This is a genomic window from Allolucifera butyrica, assembly GCF_900476375.1.
Lineage (GTDB): Bacteria > Bacillota > Negativicutes > Sporomusales > UPPP01 > Lucifera > Lucifera butyrica.
The window spans coordinates 1-476 of record NZ_UPPP01000043.1; the positions used below are offsets into that span (position 1 = coordinate 1).

The 476-nt window shown below is 54.0% G+C and carries 1 protein-coding gene; it reads left to right on the forward strand.

Features of this window, described 5'->3' with window-relative positions; genetic code table 11:
- Window positions 1-476 (forward strand): FAD-binding oxidoreductase (locus tag LUCIF_RS00165; RefSeq protein WP_243638616.1); only part of this gene is annotated, 476 nt, incomplete at both ends.

Here is a 476-nt window from a genome sequence, read left to right on the forward strand (position 1 = left end):
ACGGGGTAACCCGCAACCAGGTAGCCGGACTGGAAGTGGTCACGCCGGTTGGCGAAATCGTGACGCTGGGGGGCAAACTGAAAAAAGACGCCACCGGTTATAGCCTGATGAACCTGATTATCGGTTCGGAAGGTACTTTGGGCGTAGTAACCAAGATTTATCTGAAACTGGTGGCTCTGCCGAAAAATACGATGAACCTGCTGGCGATTTTCCCGGACCTGGCTTCGGCCATTGGTTTGACGCCTGCGATTATGGGAGCGGGAATTACGCCGGTGTGCGTCGAATTTATGGATAATGCATCGGTCCAGTGCGTGGAAGGGTTCTTGCGGGAAAAACTGCCCCATAGCAATGACGGATACTATGTTATTGTGCAGATTGCCGGCGACAGCGAGGAATTGCTGGAAGACCAGTGCGTTCTGATTGACGAAATGGCCACGGAAAACGGGGCTATGGAAGTGCTGGTGGCGGATCCGGCG